Origin of the sequence: Moritella sp. 28, assembly GCF_018219435.1 — a bacterium.
Classification (GTDB): domain Bacteria; phylum Pseudomonadota; class Gammaproteobacteria; order Enterobacterales; family Moritellaceae; genus Moritella.
Genome location: NZ_CP056121.1, coordinates 3,088,386 through 3,106,021 on the forward strand (window position 1 = coordinate 3,088,386; position 17,636 = coordinate 3,106,021).

The 17,636-nt window shown below is 39.4% G+C and carries 13 protein-coding genes; 4 read left to right on the top strand and 9 right to left on the bottom strand.

Annotation, left to right across the window (positions count from 1 at the left end):
• Positions 1-20: 20 nt before the first annotated feature.
• Together chrA and HWV02_RS13650 are read right to left on the bottom strand one after the other, a co-directional pair.
• On the bottom strand, positions 21-1,172 hold the full coding sequence (gene chrA / locus HWV02_RS13645; protein ID WP_211688229.1) for a chromate efflux transporter: 1,152 nt from the start codon (positions 1,170-1,172) through the stop codon (positions 21-23).
• 139 nt (positions 1,173-1,311) lie between these two features.
• Entirely contained in the window at positions 1,312-1,818 is a 507-nt protein-coding gene (locus tag HWV02_RS13650) for an AAA family ATPase (RefSeq protein ID WP_255550336.1), read from the bottom strand.
• Between the two features lie 626 nt (positions 1,819-2,444).
• On the opposite strand from HWV02_RS13650, the gene HWV02_RS13655 reads away from it, so the two are divergent.
• The gene (locus HWV02_RS13655; RefSeq protein ID WP_211688231.1) at positions 2,445-4,835 is read left to right on the top strand and encodes a VolA/Pla-1 family phospholipase; all 2,391 of its coding nucleotides are present in this window, start codon (positions 2,445-2,447) and stop codon (positions 4,833-4,835) included.
• A 186-nt stretch (positions 4,836-5,021) separates the two neighbouring features.
• Positions 5,022-5,921, top strand: a complete 900-nt coding sequence (locus HWV02_RS13660) for a hypothetical protein (RefSeq protein WP_211688233.1) — start codon at positions 5,022-5,024, stop codon at positions 5,919-5,921.
• Between the two features lie 66 nt (positions 5,922-5,987).
• On the opposite strand, the gene HWV02_RS13665 is transcribed toward HWV02_RS13660, so the two are convergent.
• The 7 genes from HWV02_RS13665 to HWV02_RS13695 form a co-directional block, all read right to left on the bottom strand.
• Positions 5,988-6,869: an RNA polymerase sigma factor RpoD/SigA gene (locus HWV02_RS13665; RefSeq protein WP_211676344.1), complete on the bottom strand. Its 882-nt coding sequence runs from the start codon at positions 6,867-6,869 to the stop codon at positions 5,988-5,990.
• 170 nt (positions 6,870-7,039) lie between these two features.
• Entirely contained in the window at positions 7,040-7,384 is a 345-nt protein-coding gene (locus tag HWV02_RS13670; protein ID WP_211676345.1) for a metalloregulator ArsR/SmtB family transcription factor, read from the bottom strand.
• A 67-nt stretch (positions 7,385-7,451) separates the two neighbouring features.
• Entirely contained in the window at positions 7,452-8,654 is a 1,203-nt protein-coding gene (locus HWV02_RS13675) for an NnrS family protein (RefSeq protein ID WP_211676346.1), read from the bottom strand.
• Positions 8,655-8,817: 163 nt separating this feature from the next.
• Positions 8,818-9,054 (bottom strand): FeoC-like transcriptional regulator, encoded by a 237-nt coding sequence (locus HWV02_RS13680; protein ID WP_211676347.1) that lies wholly within the window; start codon positions 9,052-9,054, stop codon positions 8,818-8,820.
• On the bottom strand, positions 9,017-11,329 hold the full coding sequence (feoB, locus tag HWV02_RS13685; RefSeq protein WP_211676348.1) for a Fe(2+) transporter permease subunit FeoB: 2,313 nt from the start codon (positions 11,327-11,329) through the stop codon (positions 9,017-9,019). The genes HWV02_RS13680 and feoB overlap by 38 nt, the downstream gene beginning before the upstream one ends.
• Complete coding sequence (locus HWV02_RS13690; protein WP_211671999.1) at positions 11,329-11,556, bottom strand: FeoA family protein; 228 nt, start codon at positions 11,554-11,556, stop codon at positions 11,329-11,331. Before HWV02_RS13690 ends, feoB begins: the two co-directional genes overlap by 1 nt.
• Positions 11,557-11,798: 242 nt before the next feature.
• Positions 11,799-13,631, bottom strand: coding sequence for an ABC transporter ATP-binding protein (locus HWV02_RS13695; protein ID WP_211688235.1), 1,833 nt, complete (start codon positions 13,629-13,631; stop codon positions 11,799-11,801).
• A gap of 320 nt (positions 13,632-13,951) precedes the next feature.
• Here HWV02_RS13695 and HWV02_RS13700 point away from each other — a divergent pair, with 320 nt between their 5' ends.
• Together HWV02_RS13700 and HWV02_RS13705 are read left to right on the top strand one after the other, a co-directional pair.
• The gene (locus HWV02_RS13700) at positions 13,952-15,196 is read left to right on the top strand and encodes an aromatic amino acid transport family protein (RefSeq protein WP_211690587.1); all 1,245 of its coding nucleotides are present in this window, start codon (positions 13,952-13,954) and stop codon (positions 15,194-15,196) included.
• Between the two features lie 364 nt (positions 15,197-15,560).
• The gene (locus HWV02_RS13705; RefSeq protein WP_211676350.1) at positions 15,561-17,336 is read left to right on the top strand and encodes a bifunctional UDP-sugar hydrolase/5'-nucleotidase; all 1,776 of its coding nucleotides are present in this window, start codon (positions 15,561-15,563) and stop codon (positions 17,334-17,336) included.
• Positions 17,337-17,636: the final 300 nt, after the last annotated feature.

Sequence of the window (17,636 nt, forward strand, 5' to 3'; positions counted from 1 at the left end):
TTTTTAATTGCAGAGTAAGGCTATAGACCCATTACATAACCAAATGCGATGAAGCTAGCAACCACAGCCATAATGGGTAATTTCAATGTGCGGAGCGCAAAGAAACCAACAATAACCGCGGCCATGTCAACCGGACTAACAATCGCAGAGGTAAATACGGGCTGGTATAACGCTGACATCAGTAGGCCAACGACCGCCGCATTAATACCCCATACTGCACCCGCTACTTTAGGTTTAGCCGCGAGCGACTCCCATGCACCATGGAAACCCAGTACTAACAAGAAACCCGGTAAGAAGATAGCAACCGTCGCAATTAACGCGCCCATCAATGGTGAGTTAACTAACAAATCAGCGCCTAAGAATGCAGATAACGAGAACATAGGACCCGGTACTGCTTGCGCAGCTGCATAACCTAATAGGAAGCGATCTGTATCAATCGCATCACCTAACGCTTGTTGCAACATAGGTAATACAACATGACCGCCACCAAATACTAAACTACCCGATTGGTAAAAGTCAGCAAAGACAGTTAACCATGCAGGTGAATTCGTTAATAACGGTAAACCCGCAAACAACACAGCAAATATCACGAGTGGTAAGTAATTAACACCACCTTTAGAGGCGGGCACTGATGTTGCTTCGTTTGGTTTTTTAAGCTGCATACCAATCACCGCAGCTGCGATAAGCACCAGCATTTGCGTTAATAGACTCGGCACCATCAGTAATACCGCTGCCGTTGCCACACAGATTGTGACCGTACTGCGCTCTTTACAGAAACCTTTGTACATATTTAACGTCGCATCTGCAACAACGACAACCGCTAATAATTTCAGTCCGTGGGTAATACTCACTAACCATGCTGCATCTTGTGTCGCATTGGTTGTTGCTAGAATGTAAAGCAACAGAACCGAAGGGAATGTGAATGCTATGAACGCGGTAAAACCACCGATAACACCAGCACGACGTAAACCGATTGCAAAACCTATCTGACTTGAACCTGGACCAGGTAAAAACTGACTTAATGAAATTAATCTTGCATAGCTCTCGCTATCTATCCATTTTAATTTTTGAACGAATGTTTTCTCGAAATAACCGATATGTGCAGCTGGGCCACCAAAACTGATCCACCCCAATGTAAAAAACTGCCAAAATACTTCCAAAACTTGCTTCATTACTTTGCCTTTATATAGCTGATATGCGAAACCAATTTCGCCTCATTATTATATTTCAGTTTTATGACAGTTATATGACAAAATTGAAGGTTTGCAGCAAGTTATATAAAGCTTACTTTAAGTGTAAGAGATAGCGATTTTAACTGGGAATATAGCGGCTTTCACCTGGATAAACTTCATAGTTTAACGCCATGTTTGCCACGATTTCAGCAGGAACATTATGGTTGCTCGTAAATGCGCCACAACAGTGAATGATATGTGGTTCGATATTATAGCGGGTAGCAATGTCCAATAACGCAGTTAACTCCCAACGCTTAATCGTAGTGTTACTGACAATAACGGATTGACCTTTGCTTAAAGCATTACGTATATTTTTCTGGCAATATTGATGAGCAAACTTAACCTTACTTCCATCGTAACAATATTCGCCTTGCCTATTGATAAAATAATGATCCGCTTCACAGTGAACAGCATCAGGGATTAATTGAAGATAGCGCTGAGCTAGGGTTGATTTACCCGAACCAGGAATACCGCGAATAATTATCATGCAAGGACTAGACAGTGTGGATAATTCAAGTAACAACGACATAACACTCAAGATGATAGATAGTGAGAATAGAATGGCGAGTATAAATAATCTGGTCAATACAAATCAATTAATAATAATTAGTCAACCAGACGATAAAAAATACAACTGGCAATACAATAAAACGTGACGAGCATAACAAATAGATTAGTGGAAATTACTAGCGCTGACTATAAAAAAACAATGAATAAAGCAACAAAAATGTGACTAATATTGCAAGTATGTTAATTCCCACACCTTGATTAGCTGTCTATTTAAATCTGTATTTAAATTTATCAAAACAACACAACCATCACGTAAGACACTAATTTAATTGAGTAAATAAAAATTAATTATAAAGGGAATAATTTATTTAATCCATTTATAACCAACGAATATCACGATTGTAAATTGCGCCAGCTCACATAATACGTGACAACCTGTTAACACTTAAGTATTAATGAACTAAGCTACCATCTAATTAATAATACTGGTCAGACCTAATATTCATAATAAATGGATGACAATGGCCACCTTAAAACTAAGTCATTTATTTAAGAAGTATAAAATAGTTAATTGGAATCAGTAGATTACAAGGATAGTAATGCAAACATCTAATATTATAATAGAATTTGTTCCGCAGACAAATCCCCATTTAGCTCATTCTCTAAGTGCATCATCATTATATTTAAAATTCGGAGTTATTAATGAAAAATAAGAAAATTCTTGCTCTTGCTATAGCAAGCACACTTGGATTAACAGCCTGCGGTGATGATTCAACAGACCTCCGTATGGATGATACAATTACAAATTCACTTAACCGTCAATCAAGTATCGCATTCGATTTAATCTCGACAAATAAAACAGTATCAATTCCAACGTATTTATTGATGAACACATCGGACGGCACCTTAGATATACCACTTGATAAAGGTGAACCTACAGGCCGTAATAATCCCAAAGTTGCTATGGGTGATACTGACGGTTGGAGTCCAACTCAGCCTTTCGTTATTGAGCTTGATTTACCAACAGGCGTAACGCTAACAACAGATTCAACACTGCTTCACGCCGCAGTGAAAATCGCAAAAGTAGAGGTATCAAGTGCTAAAGTAATGTCTGACCCTGTAGAATTAACTGCAGGTAAAGATTATACAGTTATCTCAGATGGTAAATCATTAACGGTATTGCCACTAAACGGTAGCTTAGAACACGGTAGTGACTATATCTATGCTATTACCGATGCTTTAGTTGATAGTTCAGGTCAAAAACTGGGTATATCGAATAACTACGCGGCTTTAAAAAACAAACAGATTGATCAAACTGGCGGCGCCTTAGAAATACCACAGAAAATTGTTTTACAAGTAGAAGGCTTAATGGATAAGTCTGGCATCGCCAATTATGAAAACATCATTTATTCAAGCTGGTTTACGACTTCATCGGCTGGTGAAGCGCTATATAGCGTTAAAATTGCCACGGCATTAGCGCTTGCAGCAGGAGGTAACGGTAGTACGGTATGGCCAGATGCCGCAAATCCAAATAAAGAAGATTTGGCAACCTTATATACACTGGCTTTAGATGCAGATCTGCCCGCTGACTACCCGACTCCGCCTCCAACTTTAAATTATAATACTGGTACCCTGAAATTACCTTCGTTTTTAGAGCGAGACCCAACAAAATTTTTCAATACTCCATGGCAAAGTGCGATGCCGAGCTTAGCTATTATCTCTGGTGTATTAACTTCAGGGTCTGATAAAGAAAAACTAGAGCTTGGAACACAATTAGCAAAAGTAGGAATTGATCCGAAAAACCTTGCAGATCCTAAAGAGCAGCTTAAGCTTATTGGTAAATCATTCACACTTAATGGTAAGCCACTTGATGCAGACAGATTGATTACAAAATACAGTCCACTTCCACAGGTTAAAGACGTTGAAGAAGTTCCATTCTTATTAATAACACCAAAAACTGCAAATGCAGGAGCAAAAGTACCAGTCGTTATTTATCAACACGGTATTACATCTCTGAAAGAGAATATCCTAAATTCTAGTGAGGCTCTTAATAATGGCTATGCGATACTGGCTATTGACCTACCATTACACGGTGCAAGAGGGATTCCAAAAGGTGATGGTACATTTTTCGTAGCGGATGCTGCTCATGCCGACGTGTTCATGAACTTTAGTTATTTGACTGTTGGCCGTGATAACATGCGTCAATCAGTTGCCGATCTTATTGGCTTACGTGCAGGTATCACTCTGGTGGGTGCTGCGCAGCAGTTCGCTTTCCTGAATGCTCCGAATAAAATATTAGGTAATAATTTAGACCTTTTAGATACAACGAAAGTTAGTTTCTTTGGCCATTCTCTCGGTGCCATGACAGGTATTAGCTTGCAAGCTACGATAGACCGACCTTTACCAGATTCGAATGGTGACGGTAAAGTTGGAGATGGTGATCAATACTTTAAAATAGACAAAGCAGCATTTGCTAATCCAGGCGGTAGCATTCCATACTTGCTACTTAACTCAGTAGCATTTGGCGGCACTGTAAAGCATGGATTAATGAACGCATCAAGTGATGATTATAAAGCATACGCAAGTGCAGCCTGCGGTGCATTAAACAGCACTGTTTGCTTTAAGAATTTCTACGACGCAGCAGCAGCTACACCAGGTGCTCAAGCGACTATTGACGCTACATTCCAAAGCTTTGCAGTTGCAGCCCAGACTGTACTTGAAACAGCTGACCCATTTGCGCTTGCTCGTAAAATCCCAGCAACAACACCGGTTTATTTAGCACAAGTTAAAAACGATATGGTGATTCCAAATATCCTTGTAAAAGACGCAAAGTATGCAGCCCCTTACTCACCGATTGGTGGTACGACACCATTAATTTCGCAGCTAGGTTTAACTAATATTGGTTCCGATAATACTGGAATCAAAAAAGTAGCGTTACTCAATGCTGGTGAGCATAGCTCTGCTATTGCATATAACCCAAAGAATCCTTTAGCGGAAAAAACTATAACGGAAGAGCTACAAGGCCAGATCTCAAGTTTCTTAGCGGGTGACGGTACAACTGTAACAATTGGAAATTCAAACTTACTGGATTAACCCAATAATCAAACAATAGACTGAGCAATTGCTCATAACAAACGAAGGTTTAGTGATAAACCTTCGTTTTTTTTATTTAAATTCCACTGAACTATTCCAATCATTTGGTAACCAATACATAATCTACTCAGTAATATGTATTTTTAATTACATCTAATAAAATCAACCCAACCAATAAGTGACATCATGAATATTAAATTAGTTTCAGGCGTAGTTATCGCCGGACTTGCGGCAAGTTATGCTGGCGGTAAGTTTTATATGACAAACCAAGTAGAAAAAAAACTTGATGCGAAGATCATCGAAATGCAACCTATGATTGATGTTAAATATGGCGATCTAAGTGTTGAACCTATCACCCAGAAAATTCAATTACATAACGTAGTACTAAGCCCTGTTGATGGCAGCGCAACCCCTGTCACTATTAATGAAATAACCATTAATAAGTTTGATGTAGAATCAGAATTCCCTGCCGCGTTAGACATCGCCTTAGACGGGATTTCAATTAGCATTGATGATATAGAACCACAAACAGCAGAACAGCTTAAAGAGCTTGGTTATACAGATGATATGTTAATCAGCCTATCGACTAAATACACTTACGTTAATGACGTAATTGATTTAGAGCTTGGTCTAAGTGCACAAGACATGGGTAAAATGGAATACTCGCTTAACTTAGCTAACTTCCAATTTGATCCGAAACAGCCAATTAGCCTATTATTCTCGTACCCGAACTATCAGCTAAATACTGCCGAGTTTACTTACACAGACCAGTCATTTGTTGAACGCCTGCTTAAACAAGAAGCCCAAACGTCAGACATCAGTGTTGAAGAATTAAAACAGCGTGTATCAGACAAGATAAATACCATGCTGGCGGCAGATCTTGAAAACAAAAATAATGAGCTGAGCGATGCAGAGATAAAGCTTGCGAAAAATGCGGCTACAACGTTTGTTAAATTTATTAATGACCCGAAAAGTATCACTATTTCGGTGAACCCAGAACAAGCCGTCACTTTAGGTGAGATAACACAGACAAAAAATGATCCTGCTAAATTAATTTCATTACTGAATATGGCATTCAAAGCATAGTAACCGCCATTAACGACGAACAACAAATAAGGTCAGCTATTTTAGTTATGGCTGACTTTATTACCATTAAATACCTGTCGTACAAATAGAATCTGCTTCAAAATCAAAATCTTCTTTTACTAAGTCATTCGCACATAATTGCTCTCGAACTTGACTCAAGCCATTACGAATAATTTGTCGTACACGTTCACGGGAAATATCCATTAGCTGTGCAATAGCTTCTAAGCTCATTGAGTCCTGCCCTTTAAAACCAAAGCGTAAACGAATAATGTTTTGACTACGTACCGGCAGGTATTCTAATAATGCATCCATATATTCATAATAATCACATTTTTCATAGCGAATATCAGGCTGACAATTAACTTCAGCAGCAACCAAATCTTTTAGGCTAGCCAATAAATTATCACCACTGAGGATCTCTTTATCTAAAGATCCTTCATTAAAATAGTGACCTAATACCTTCAGTACTTTACGAGGTGATATTTTGAGTTCTTGGGAGATTTTAGTAATACCTTCGTTGGTATCAAGATCAAGGCCAAGTTCAGATGAAGCTTTCAGTATCTGTTTATAAACGCGTGTAACATGAATGGGGATGCGAATGGTTCGAGAATAGTTCATAATATACTGTTCGATATTGTTTCTTATCCACCACACTGCATAAGTTGAAAACCGGCAACCTCGTTCTGGGTCGAACTTATCTACCGCATGCATTAAGCCGGTATTACCCTCTTGAATTATCTCATCCCAATCAAGTGAATAGCTTTTATATTTCTTAGCCACCATAAGAACCAACCTCAAGTTTGATTGGATCATCATATCCCGAGCGGATTTATCCCCGCGGGCTGCAGCAACGGCTGTGTCGTATTCTTCCTGTTTAGACAGTAGCTGACTCAATTTTTGTAATTCATCAAAATACGCATCAAGTGCGTGACTAGTCATGTTATTCATTAATCATCCCTGTTTATGGTTCATTACCATAATAACATAACAAGGTGACACATAGTCTCGTTTTATTGGGGTTAACCTCCCTAAATATAAATTTAAAACAGCAAGTTATCCTGGCAGGGGCATACTCAAAGAAATAATATTAAACGAATATATTGAACATTTATTTTGAGCTAATCACACAATACTTCACTATTAGGGCGGTATGTCATTTCACCTAAACGCTGTACTTCTTGTTGAATAGTACTCGGGTTATTCGCTAACGTGAGCGATAATATGTCTTGTGCCCAGTCAGGTATATTGGGGTTGATTTTATAATGTACCCATTGGCCCTGTCGTCTGTCAATGACCAGTTTTTTCTGACGTAACAGGGCTAAATGACGTGATACCTTTGGTTGGCTTTGCCCTAATGCATGTGTTAATTCACACACGCATAATTCATTTTCTTTCAGTATTAACAATAGACTTTTCAATCTAGTATCATCTGCTAAGCACTTGTAAAACTGGAGTAAATCCATAATTAAATTCATTTTTGATGGTTCATGCCGCCACTCTATATAAACCTTGTTTAGCTGTCAAACGGTTCTAACCTGGGCGGCCATCCTGTCGCGCTTTAAACAACATTGGCGCGTAATGATAAGCAAACAACCCAAATGCAATTAACCAAAATACAATGCTCAAATTGATAAAGATAATATAATACTGCATCCAAAAAATAGGGCCTATTACACGTATTATGACCGCGATAAAAATACTGAAAAATGCCACGAACATCGCTTTGGGCTGTTGCAACATACGCCCTGTATGACCCAGTGAAACACGAGATATCATCGCCAAAATTAGTCCGCCCATACCGCCAATTGTAATGAAATGCCATAAATGACTAACAATCGGTACATTAATAAAGTAACTCATACCGACGGTAAATAGTCCCGCCCAGATAAAAAATAACGAGCCGTGGATAGACCACAGCAGCGGCACACCCAAGGTAATCCAAGGCTTCCAACGACACCAGCGAATGGCTTGGCAACATGCCGCGAGAATAAATAAGATACCAAATACAGGCTTAGGAACAGCAAATAAAGGCTGAATTAATAACAGTAAAGTAATAACACCTAAACTGCCTGTTGCTAATTTTTCCAACCAAGGAAGTGGTAATACTTTTGTTGTTTTAGTCCCGTTGGCAGTAAACATCGGTACAACACGACCTGCCATTACCGACATTAGAAATGCCATTAGCATGACGGATGCATAAGCAGCTTGGTTGACTGTCATGTTCGCTAAACCTAATTTAGCCAAATGCATTTCAATATTTGCCACAGTAAATAAAACTAATAAAGGCACAAAAAATAAATTTCGGTACTGTTTTATTTTTAACAAAGGTTTGGCTAAAACATAAGCAACTACGGGTAGAAAACTTAAATCAATCAACATGATAACGTGATCATTTAATAGCGAGGGTAAAAACAAAGCAATTCGCCCTGCCAGCCAAAGCATAAATAGACCAAGTAAGGGTAACCCCGAAATACCACGAACCCCAGTCCAATTCTGGATCGCGGTTAACAAGAAACCTGCAACGATGGCACAGCCAAAACCGAACAACATTTCATGTATATGCCACCACAAACCGCCACCGTAAGGCTGAAAGGTAATATAACCAGATAACATTGCGCCCCATAACAGCAATGCAACCATACTAAACAAAGCGCCTGCTAAGAAGAAAGGACGAAAGCCAAGACGTAACACAGGGAGAATTTTCTGTTCCGCCGCCAAGTCTGTAATTTGCATTGATTTAACCTTTTAAATAGTAATTTAGATTGAGTATATGTGGTAATAAAAGGTCTGTAATTGACAAAAGGCAAATACCCAACTTATTTAGTCAAGTATTTGCCTTTTTATTGATGATCTTTGATTTGGTCTAGCTGAGCACCGCTTTAGTTAACAACACTGCTTAGTTAATAACTGTGACCGCAAGTTCGCACTCGTCATTCCAACGATAGTAAACATCGCAGTTTGATTGTCCCAGTCGAGGCCGTTCACTAATTGTTTTCGATATCTTACCTTTCGCTATCCAAAGTGCCAGCATCGCATCGATACCGTCTTCACTAATTCCAAAGGTTTTGGCTAGCTCAGTTCTGCTGGTTTTACCGTTAACAACAAGATGATCTTTCAGACGTGTTAAAATCATATTTGCCCTGCTCCTCTTGTAGTTGGAGTTTATTACCTTGCTTTTTCAGTAGTGCAATCACAAGGCACATCAACACACTGAAGAAGCCTATCCAGCCCATACTTGATGCAGGGTGTGCTGAGAATTCAACAATTTGGTAATACATAGTGGCAACAAAATAACCTAAGAACATAGTCCAGCCAGCAATGAATACTGCAAATGGGCGCCCAAATTCGCGCACATAAGCGCCCATTGCCGCAGCACAAGGTGTGTATAAAAGAATAAATAATAAGAATGCAAAAGCAGCAGCGTCGGAACTGAAGCTCTCTTTCAAGTTACCAAATATTGTCACATCCACTTCTTGATCGTCAGCAACCGCATTCATATCCGTTAAATCACCCACATCAACACCCAATGGATCTGAATAACTTAAATCCGCCAAATTCGCAGGGATCGATAATACCGCTTTTTGTAAACTGGCTACTAAATCAAACTCAGCATTATCTTTCTCTGCACTTGAATACAGGCTATTTAACGTGCCGATAACCGCTTCTTTGGCAAAAATACCCGTAATAATACCCACGGTTGCTTGCCAGTTATCTGCTTTAATACCAATAGGTGCAAGTAACGGCGTTGCGACTTGTGCAACTTTCGATAATACTGAACTTTCAGTTTCTTCATTACCAAAGCTGCCATCTGTACCCAATGAATTAAAGAAACTAAGAAATGCGACAACCAACACGATCGTTTTACCCGCACCAAACACAAAACGTTTTAGTTTTTGCCAAGTGATGATAAGCATATTCTGCATTGTCGGTAATTCGTAATCCGGCATTTCCATGATAAAGCTATCACTGCGGCCAGGATACAAACTCCAGCGTAATATGAGCCCAGTAAATACCGCAACTAAAATGCCAATAATGTATAACGCAAAGACAATATTTTGGCCATGCTCAGGGAAGAATGCTGCCGAGAATAATGCATACACAGGTAATCGTGCGCCACATGACATAAACGGTGCCATGGCCGCCGCTAAACGACGCTCACGTTCATGCTCGAGTGTACGTGTTGCCATAATGGCAGGTACGTTACAGCCAAAACCCAATACTAACGGAACAAATGCTTTACCAGGGAGGCCAATTCGTTGCATTACTTTATCAAGTACAAATGCAGCACGCGCCATATAACCCGAGCTTTCAAGTAACGATAAGAATAAATACAAACAACCTATCACGGGAATAAAAGTGGCAACTGTTTGAATACCACCGCCAATTCCATTCGCGATAATAGTAACAAGCCAAACAGGCAATAATCCATCTAATAAATAGTGTCCGCCATCAACAAGTACGCTGCCAAAGCTAATGTCAAAGAAATCAATGAATGCACCACCTATGTTGATAGAGAACATAAACATTAAGTACATCACAGCAAAAAAGAATGGAATACCAATGTATTTATTCAACACAACTTGGTCGACTTTATCACTGAATGAACGGCTCAATTTACCTTCCTGACGACGCACCTTATTACAAAGTTGGTGTAAAAACGTATATCGAACGTTGGCAATATGGAAATCTGTTTCAATTGACTCTGCGACTTTATTCTTAACGTCAGCAATCATCATCAAGGCATCAAGACTAATAAGATCGACAATTAACGCATCATTTTCGAGCGCACGAATAGCGAGTGAACGTGGGGCGGCATCGTGCTCGAAAAAATAAATCTCTAGTTCACTAATCGCCGCTTCTATTTCTGTTCCGTAATCCATCGCAAGCGGGACTGTGACCACACCTTTTTGTACGATTGAATGTAAGTCTTGTTTGAAACTACTCACTTCATTTTTGGCATTTGCAGAGAGCGCGAGAACTGGACAACCAAGGGCTTTTTCTAATTTTTTAACGTCTAACACTTGGCGTTGACGCGCTAATACGTCCATCTTGTTTAATACCACGACCATTGGACGACCTAACTCGCGCAATTGTAGTGTCATGTATAAACTGCGCTCTAAGCACGAAGCATCGACAACATTAATAATGAGGTCTGCCGCATGATCCAACGCTGCTTTCGACGCGATCATTTCATCGACACTATTCACTTCATTACTGCTATCCAAGGCATAAATACCCGGTAAATCGGTTAATAAGAACTCATCACCCGCATGGCCATAGCGTCCAGTTTTCTTATCAACAGTCACACCAGCCCAGTTACCAACACGTTGATTCGCACCCGTTAGCGCATTAAATAGCGTTGTTTTACCGCTATTTGGATTACCAATAGTTAAGATTTGATACAACATTAAGCGACCTCTACTTCAATCTGTTGTGCTAACTTTTTCCGGATCGCAACCGAGACTCCACGCACCGATATTTGTAACGGGTCCCCCATTGGCGCACGACGAATTAATGTCACTTGGGTATTAGGTAGCACACCCATTACCATTAACTTCTTTCGCGTGTCAGCAGGTAAGCCTGACATATCGGTAATTTTAGCGACAACACCATCGTTTAATAGCGCTAACTTCATATTTTCACCTAATTCTAATGATAACTATTATTATTCATATTTTACGCTTGCAGTATAAATAACTATTGATATGAATCAATACGCTATAAACGAAATGGCCAAAACAGCAAATAAAATAACACTAAAGTAGTATTCCTATATAACAACAGGGTTTATAGAAGGTTTTTTATGTAGTAAATGAATATATGCAGCTCAACATATTGAATAATATATGAGCTGCACAAATCTGTAATTAAGAACGATTAAGCATTTTCACCGATGAAGCCACCAGTTTGATGCGCCCAGAGCTGTGCATAAATACCTTGTTTCGCTAAGAGCTCTTTGTGTGAGCCTTGCTCAACAACACGGCCTTCATCTAAAATGATCAAGCGATCCATCGCTGCAATTGTTGATAAACGGTGCGCAATTGCAATCACAGTTTTACCATCCATCAGTTCATTTAAGCTATCTTGAATTGCGGATTCAACTTCAGAATCTAGCGCTGACGTTGCTTCGTCTAACACTAAAATCGGCGCATCTTTTAATAACACACGAGAAATAGCAATACGCTGACGTTGACCACCCGACAGTTTGACCCCACGCTCGCCAACTTGTGCATCATAGCCTTGGTTACCAAATGTATCCGTCAAGGTACTAATAAATTCATGCGCACATGCTTGTTTTGTTGCTTGGAGCAATTGCGCTTCACTCGCATCCGGATCGCCATACATAATGTTATCGCGAATAGTACGATGTAGTAACGAGGTATCCTGTGTCACCATACCAATCTGGCCACGCAAACTGTCTTGCTGGATATCACTGATATTTTGCCCATCAATTTTAATCGCACCCGATTCCACATCATGAAAACGCATTAACAAGTTAACCAAGGTCGACTTACCCGCACCAGAACGCCCTACTAGACCAACCTTTTCACCCGGCTTAATTTTGAGGTTTAAGTTATCAATCACGCCAGCTGACTCACCGTAATGGAAACTAATGTTATCAAACTCGATTTCACCCGCTGAAACAGTTAGCGGTTGAGCATTTGGTTTATCTTCAATATCGATCGGCTTGGCTAAGGTATTCATGCCATCGATCACCGTGCCCATATTTTCAAACAGACCACCAATTTCCCACATGATCCATTTAGACATACTATTAAGGCGTAACGCTAAACTGATTGCGACAGCAATGACACCCACACTTAAACTGGCGTCTAACCACAGCATGATAGAAATAGCGGCAACGCCAAAGAGTAATAAATAATTTAATAACTCGACGCAAAAGGTGAACCCCGTAACCAAACGCATCTGTTTATGCACCGTCACAAGAAATCCGTCCATGCCTTCTTCGGCATACACCATCTCACGAGAGTTATGTGAGAACAATTTAACCGTGGTGATATTAGTATAACTGTCGACTAATCGCCCAGTCATCATTGAGCGTGCATTAGCTTGCTCTGTCGAGATCTGTTTAAGCTTCGGCACAAAATATAATTGAATAGCGACAAAACCAATAAACCACGCCAGCATAGGCAGCATAAGTCGTATGTCAGCCTGGCCAATCATGACGAGCATTGCAATGAAATACACCGAGATATAGACCAATACATCCAGTAGTTTCATCACGGTTTCACGTACAGACAAGGCTGTTTGCATCACTTTTGTGGCAATACGACCGGCAAAATCACTTTGGAAAAAAGACACACTTTGACGTAATAAATAACGGTGTGCTAACCAACGAATAGACATAGGGTAATTACCCAGTAATGTCTGGTGCATGATTAATGAATGTAATAATACCAACAATGGCATCACCACCAATATCAATACGCTTAGGCCAATGAGGTTAGTGCTTTCATCAGTTAAGAAACTCTGTGGCTCATGATTTGATAACCAATCCACCAGTTGCCCCATAAAACCAAATAACGACACTTCTAAAATAGCAATCATCGCACTTAATACTGCCATCGCTAATAAAGGTGATTCAAAACCACGGGTATAATAACGGCAAAACGCCACAATATCTTGCGGCGGTTGTTCTGGTTGATGCTTGGGAAAAGCCGAGGACCATTTTTCAAAAAAATTAAACATAAAGGATCATTATCTGAGCAAATAAAAGACTCACCTATGGTACTACGTAATTGATAAAGTTCGTAGTCCGCACAAGGATATCAACCAATCAACAGCAGAAATTAGCACTATATAAAACCAGAATATGAGAGTGTAAATATTACTTTACGGAACTATTTACAACTTTTACACTAATTCTATTGCATTACCCCATACAAAATAAGTAAACTCGCTACACCTTAATGATTTATGGATATTTAAGGTATTTATTGTAAACAAATATTTACAAACCCTCAATTGCAATCCGTAATGGAATGTTTTATGACTGTTAATAAGGTTTTATAACTGTGAGTAAGATAGTAGGAAGTACCCTTATTGTTGCTGGCACCGCGCTTGGTGGCGGTATGTTAGCTTTACCCCTTGCATCAGCTGGTTTAGGTTTCTATACAGCAGCCTTTTTGATTATCGCCAACTGGGCATTAATGACGTATACAGCCTTGCTGATGTTAGAAATACATCAGCATGCCGAACAAGATGCGACACTTAATTCGCTTGCAAAGAATTTACTGGGTAAACCCGGTCAATATCTCGCAACATTTGCTTCTTTCTTCTTATTCTATGCCCTTTGTGCCGCGTATATTGCCGGTGGCGGTTCGCAGTTAACCAACAAAATAAACGATTTATTGAGTTTAGAGTTAACCCCACAATTTGGTGCTGTGCTACTAACAATCATTGTCGCGACAGTTGTGTCGATTGGTACGCACTCGGTTGATATCGTGAATCGTGTATTGTTTAGCGTAAAAATTATCGTCTTAGCACTCACGCTCAGTCTGTTATTCCCACACGTGCAGTCAATTAATCTATTAGAAATGCCTGTACAACAAGGGTTATTGTTATCGGCTTTACCCGTGATTTTCACTTCGTTTGGTTTCCACGGCAGTATTCCGTCGATCGTACGTTATGTGGGTATTGATATTAAAACACTGAAGAAAGTGATGGTCTGCGGTGCATCTGCGCCACTTGTTATCTACCTGCTATGGCAAGTCGCAACGCAGGGTGTGTTAAGCCAAACAGATCTAATGGCTAATAACTCGCTAACTAACTTTATTGCATCACTCAGCACTGTGTTACAACAGCCGCAAGTCAGTCAGTCTGTCTCTGTGTTTGCAGATCTTGCTTTAGCAACTTCATTCTTAGGTGTCAGTTTAGGTTTGTTTGATTTGTTATCAGGTATGATGAAGCGCGCGAATACGAGTATTAATAGCAATAACAGCGACGATACAACTAACGTAAACGGTAAATCACACCGTGTAAAAACAGCACTGGTGACATTTGTTCCACCACTGGCTTTCGCACTGTTTTATCCACAAGGTTTCATTACAGCACTCGGTTACGCAGCTATTGCATTGGTTATACTTGCAATCTTCTTACCGGTCGCTATGGTTTCTAAACAACGTAAAGCAGATGCAAGTGGCTATAGAGTTATCGGTGGCAACGCAACGCTCGCGCTTGCAAGCTTAATGGGCTGTTTGATCATTGCATCGCAGTTTTTACAAATGGCTAACGTGATCCCTGCAGTTGGTTAACCTCGTACATACGCAATAATAATGAATAACCCAGCAAAGATGTAATTTGTTCATCATTGTTGGGCTGTTCTGTAATTAAAATTTATAATGTCGTCGTACCAACATCCCTGTGCTTTACGAATAATCCAATACAGTATTCAGATATATTTGGAAGCCGAGATCCAAACTCATTAAGGTTGAATCTAGAATAGCGGCTCAACAAGAGCTTCTCTTTTTTGTGTATATCATCCCCTTGGGAGTTCGATTTTCAGACTAAAACTGAGGATGAATAAACTGTTTGCCCTATTTAACTAACTATATTTAGAGTATTTACACTGCTTGTGTATGATTCACGATATTTTAATTATTTTAGAGACGCTATACCATGAAAGTAAAACTGGCCGCATTAATCTTTGCACCTTTGTTCATCGCACCTTCATTTGCATCTGAAAATGTAAATGTGACTATTCTTGGTACTTCCGATCTGCATGGACGCTTTATCCCTTGGGATTACTCAACAGATAAACCGAATCCAAAAGGAAGTCTTAGTCAAATTGCGTCCAAAGTGAAAGAGATCCGCAACACCGAAAAAAACGTTATTTTAGTCGATGCCGGTGATGCGATCCAAGGTAACGGGATAGAAACGTTTAAGCATGAGCCAGTTAATCCTATGATGTTAGGCTTTAATGCATTGCGTTATGATGCTTGGGTATTAGGGAATCATGAATTTGATTTTGGTTTAGATGCGCTTAACAATGCATTTAACACTTTCAATGATACACCGCTTGCGGGTAATATTTTTCATGATGATAAGCGTCGTTTTCTTCCTGCCTATAAAATAGTAGAACGTGATGGTATCAAAGTCGGCATTATTGGTATGGATACGCCAATGGTTGAACACTTTGCAAAAGGCAGCGATAGAATTAATGGGATTCATTTCACCAACCCAAGTCTTGAAGTCAAAAAAGTGATTGCTAAAATTAAAGACAAAGTCGATGCCCTTGTGTTGGTGGCGCATATGGGTATAGACAACGAAAATAATATCGCAGATACCAGTGTTGGTGATATTGCGAGAGCGAATCCGGAACTCGACGCGATCGTAGCTGGTCACATGCATGTAAAAATAGATAAAGTCGTTATTAATGGCGTTATCATTACCGAACCCTATAAATATGGTCGAGCTTTATCACGTATTGATCTGTCATTTACGCGACAAGATGATGGCAAAGTTAGCCTAATTAACAAGAATAGTTTTACTTATAATATGAACAATCAAGTATCAGATAAACAACTTGAAACTATTTTCAGTCCTTATCATCAGAAATTACGTGAGAATGCAAATCGTGTTATTGGTACATTAAGTGGCGAAACATTAACACCCAAAAATAGAATAAACGGTATACCAGAAACACAATTACACGATACCGGATTAACCAGCTTATTTCAGGATGTTGGTTTTCATTTTGCACCACAAGCGAATGTAATTGCTATTCACCTAGACAATATGAATCCTAAAATGGATCTCGGTGCGATCACAGCAAAAGATATTGCCTATAACTATGAATATGCAGGCGGTGAATATACTGTTTATGCAATGACAGGCCAAGATCTTAAGAAATATATGGAATGGTCTGCAGGATATTTTAACCAGACACATGATGGTGATTTAACTTACAGCTTTGATGAAAAACGTCGTTCATCGAAATACAGCACGCATGATATGTTTGGCGGTGTTACTTATAAAATTGATCTTCGCCAGCCTGCAGGAAAGCGAATTGTTGAATTAGCAATGAATGGTAAACCTGTTACAGATAAAACTGTCATCCACATTGGTATGAACGCTTATCGTATGGGCCACTTAACGAAAAAGGGAGGTGCATTAGAAGGACGTAAATTTACTATTTTATCTGACTCTAAAGCAGAATATGGCGAAGAAGCTGGCACAATTAGAAACCTAACTATCCGCTATATCTCTGAGGTTAAAAAGGGCAAGATTATTGGTAAAGCAGAAAATGACTGGTCTGTGATTGGGCTTACTGGCCATAGTGCTGAGCGCGAAATTGCTCGTAAGCAAGTTAATGAAGGTAAACTAGCATTACCAACCACACCTGATGGTCGCTATACCAATGTTAAATCTCTTAGAATAAATGACTTAAAATAACGATATAAGAAGCCCAGCTAAGATGTCGTTTGTTCATCATAGCTGGGGTGATTTGTCACTAACGTTAATTTGTCTAAGATTAATAACACACTGATTAATTTAATATTCCCCAAAATAATTTTCTAGCGCGTCTTAATCACCACAAAAAATCACATCATAATTAAATTCAAAAAAGATAGTGAGATTACATTCATTTACAAACCAAGGCTTGAGAAGTTTCATTTGATAAGTATAATCCGCCACCCAACAGTGTAATGCAAAACACTGAACGATATATTTGTTTGAAAATAACAGAATTTA

Coding starts and splice junctions, on each gene's coding strand:
- chrA (WP_211688229.1), bottom strand. CDS start 1,172: ATGAAGCAAGTTTTGGAAGTATTTTGGCAGTTTTTTACATTGGGGTGG.
- HWV02_RS13655 (WP_211688231.1), top strand. CDS start 2,445: ATGAAAAATAAGAAAATTCTTGCTCTTGCTATAGCAAGCACACTTGGA.
- HWV02_RS13660 (WP_211688233.1), top strand. CDS start 5,022: ATGAATATTAAATTAGTTTCAGGCGTAGTTATCGCCGGACTTGCGGCA.
- HWV02_RS13665 (WP_211676344.1), bottom strand. CDS start 6,869: ATGAATAACATGACTAGTCACGCACTTGATGCGTATTTTGATGAATTA.
- HWV02_RS13670 (WP_211676345.1), bottom strand. CDS start 7,384: ATGGATTTACTCCAGTTTTACAAGTGCTTAGCAGATGATACTAGATTG.
- HWV02_RS13675 (WP_211676346.1), bottom strand. CDS start 8,654: ATGCAAATTACAGACTTGGCGGCGGAACAGAAAATTCTCCCTGTGTTA.
- HWV02_RS13680 (WP_211676347.1), bottom strand. CDS start 9,054: ATGATTTTAACACGTCTGAAAGATCATCTTGTTGTTAACGGTAAAACC.
- feoB (WP_211676348.1), bottom strand. CDS start 11,329: ATGTTGTATCAAATCTTAACTATTGGTAATCCAAATAGCGGTAAAACA.
- HWV02_RS13690 (WP_211671999.1), bottom strand. CDS start 11,556: ATGAAGTTAGCGCTATTAAACGATGGTGTTGTCGCTAAAATTACCGAT.
- HWV02_RS13695 (WP_211688235.1), bottom strand. CDS start 13,631: ATGTTTAATTTTTTTGAAAAATGGTCCTCGGCTTTTCCCAAGCATCAA.
- HWV02_RS13705 (WP_211676350.1), top strand. CDS start 15,561: ATGAAAGTAAAACTGGCCGCATTAATCTTTGCACCTTTGTTCATCGCA.